The following is a 2,706-nucleotide window of genomic DNA, read 5'->3' as shown; positions in this document are numbered from 1 at the left end:
ATACATAACATTATACATGTCCCTTGTTAAATAAGCTGAATTTTCATTCTTAATCTAATGAACAAGAGAGGTTATTTTCAAGAAAAATTGGGCATGTTGTTTCTATAGCTTATACGGAAAGGAAACAATGTAAATGGAGGCAATACAAACAATCGAGGAAAAAGATGTAACAACAGCTATATTTCAATTTATATTCCCGTTTTCGTTTAAAACTGGATATGAACAAAATATGTTCCCTTTCTTACAAAAAAATGATTTTCGGCCTTTTCGACTCGATCATCTTGAAGATGAAAATACATATTACGGGAAATTTCAAGTTTCACATCAAAATATGGAAGCATACTATCTTTCCTTTACAAATAAAATTCTCTTTCCTCATTCAGAACATCAAAAAGGATTACAGCGCTATTCTAAAGACCTTAATTTAAATGGACATTTAACAACTAACCTTATTTCCGTTCCATTCAAGATACATTCTATTGATGTAACACTTTGTCCTTATGAGCTTGGGTTCTTAACAATTCGGACAGAAATAAAAACCGCTCCTAACATGACATTATCAGAAGCGATTGAATTCGCGGCTCGCTTCCGTGTACTTGAAACTAAAAGTGATACGACTGAGACTATTTGTATTGAATGTGATGGAAAAAAATATTCACAAGTAGAAAAACTTATATTCGGTGATTTATTTCATGGTTTAACAGACTTCTTTGAGAACAAGAGATTGCGGAGTTCTTACTTTCAAACATTCCCTTTCTTTGAAGACCAGCGAATGTATGTACAAACTCTATTATCCATAAACAAAGAGTCAGACCTTCATATAATCGATGTATATCGAGCTTCCAGTCTTTCCGGATTATCAGATGATGGTAAGCCATATATTAGTGCAAATAATGTTCCTTATATTCACGATTATTTAACAAAACATTCTTATCAAAGATGGGCTCCTAACCGTTACTTTATTATGGAAGAACATATTTTCACATGTATTACAAATGAAGGTGAACAAGCAGTCACTAAACTTGCTAGTCAAATGTACGGGGAGTTTTATTACGCTTTATTATTAAATTTATTTCATAAAGTTGTTTTATTAAAGATGGCAAACGCTTATGCTGAACTAAATATTGAACAAGATACAAATGAGATAGAGAAATTAATTTATTCAATAAATTCGTTTACAGCTAATTATTTTTCTTTAGAATTAGTATCCCAATCACAAAGTGAAGATATTTTCTTTCGTCTAAGAAAACTTTTTAACATTGAAGTACTGTACACGAACGCGAAACAAAATCTCGATAGTTTATTTAAATATCAAGAAAATGTTGCTTCAAAAAAAGATAGCCTCTTATTATTAATTTTAACGCTCTACTCTGTTGTAGGCCAAATGTTAGGGTTTACTATGATTGATCTTTTAAGAAACACCGATTCAAACAAAATATCATCGCCTTTTGAATTTTTTGCTCTATTAATAGCGATTAGTGGCATAGTCATTTCACTTATTTTAGGTATACAAAGTTTATACCAATGGAGTGTACAACATAAACGAAGAAAAGCATGGGTAAAACAAACTGTACTTTCTGCTGTGAAAGAGAAGGATAGCACAAAGTAACTAAAAAACAGATGGCAGCACGATGCTACCATCTGTTTTCTATTATGCTTACTTACCTGCTTCGATTTTTTCTAATGTAGCAGCTACTTGCTCTTCTGTTAATTCGTGTTGCACGATATAACGATTACGTGGGTGTACACGACATTCATGAGAACATGCACGTAAATGTTTTGCTTCACTTTCTTCAGAACATAAAATTTTCTTGTTACATTCAGGGTTTGCACAGTTTACATAGCGCTCGCAAGGTTCACCTGTAAAATGATCTTTACCAACGATAACGTGCTCTTTTTGGTTTACTGGTACAGCGATACGCTCATCAAATACGTAACATTGACCATCCCAAAGTTCACCTTGTACTTCTGGATCTTTTCCGTACGTTACAATTCCGCCATGAAGCTGGCTTACATCTTCATAACCTTCACGAACTAACCAACCTGAGAATTTCTCACAACGAATTCCCCCTGTACAGTACGTTAAAATCTTTTTACCTTCAAGTGTTTCTTTATTTTCTCTAATCCAATCTGGTAATTCACGGAATGATTCAATATCTGGTTTAATCGCACCTTTGAAGTGTCCTAAATCAAATTCATAATCATTTCGTGCATCAATGATAACTGTATCTTCTTGTTTCATTGCCTCATAAAAATCTTTTGGTTCTAAATACTTCCCAGTAATTTCTTTCGGGTTAATGTCGTCTTCTAGACGAAGTGTAACTAACTCTGAACGAGGACGTACGTGCATTTTCTTGAATGCATGTTCATCCGCCTCATCAATTTTAAACACGATTCCAGCAAAACGTGGGTCATTGTTCATCGCTTCCACGTATTTTTCTGTTTGCTCAACAGTTCCAGAACAAGTTCCGTTAATTCCTTCTGTCGCTACAAGAATTCTTCCTTTTAACTCAAGTGATTTACAAAATTCTAAATGCTGTTCAGCAAATTCTTCTGGATTTTCAATTGTTGTGTACATGTAATACAGTAATACTCTATATGGTTTTGTAGTTGCCAATGTATTTCTACCACCTATCTAAATTTTAAAATCATGTATAAGTTAACGTTCATATCAAAACATATATAATAAGAAAATGCATACTAAAT

The 2,706-nt window shown here is 33.1% G+C and carries 2 protein-coding genes; one reads left to right on the top strand and one right to left on the bottom strand.

Features of this window, described 5'->3' with window-relative positions:
• The first annotated feature begins 133 nt into the window (after positions 1-133).
• On the top strand, positions 134-1,609 hold the full coding sequence (locus tag AB3X49_RS20880) for a hypothetical protein (RefSeq protein WP_012260743.1): 1,476 nt from the start codon (positions 134-136) through the stop codon (positions 1,607-1,609).
• Positions 1,610-1,657: 48 nt separating this feature from the next.
• Here the strand turns inward: AB3X49_RS20880 and trhO are convergent, their stop codons facing one another.
• The gene (gene trhO, locus AB3X49_RS20875) at positions 1,658-2,617 is read right to left on the bottom strand and encodes an oxygen-dependent tRNA uridine(34) hydroxylase TrhO (RefSeq protein ID WP_002086277.1); all 960 of its coding nucleotides are present in this window, start codon (positions 2,615-2,617) and stop codon (positions 1,658-1,660) included.
• Positions 2,618-2,706: the final 89 nt, after the last annotated feature.

The organism is Bacillus sp. C30, from assembly GCF_040838255.1.
Taxonomy (GTDB): Bacteria; Bacillota; Bacilli; order Bacillales; family Bacillaceae_G; genus Bacillus_A; species Bacillus_A mycoides.
The sequence above is the reverse complement of the archived record's forward strand: the minus strand, read 5'-3'. Positions and strand labels throughout refer to the sequence as shown.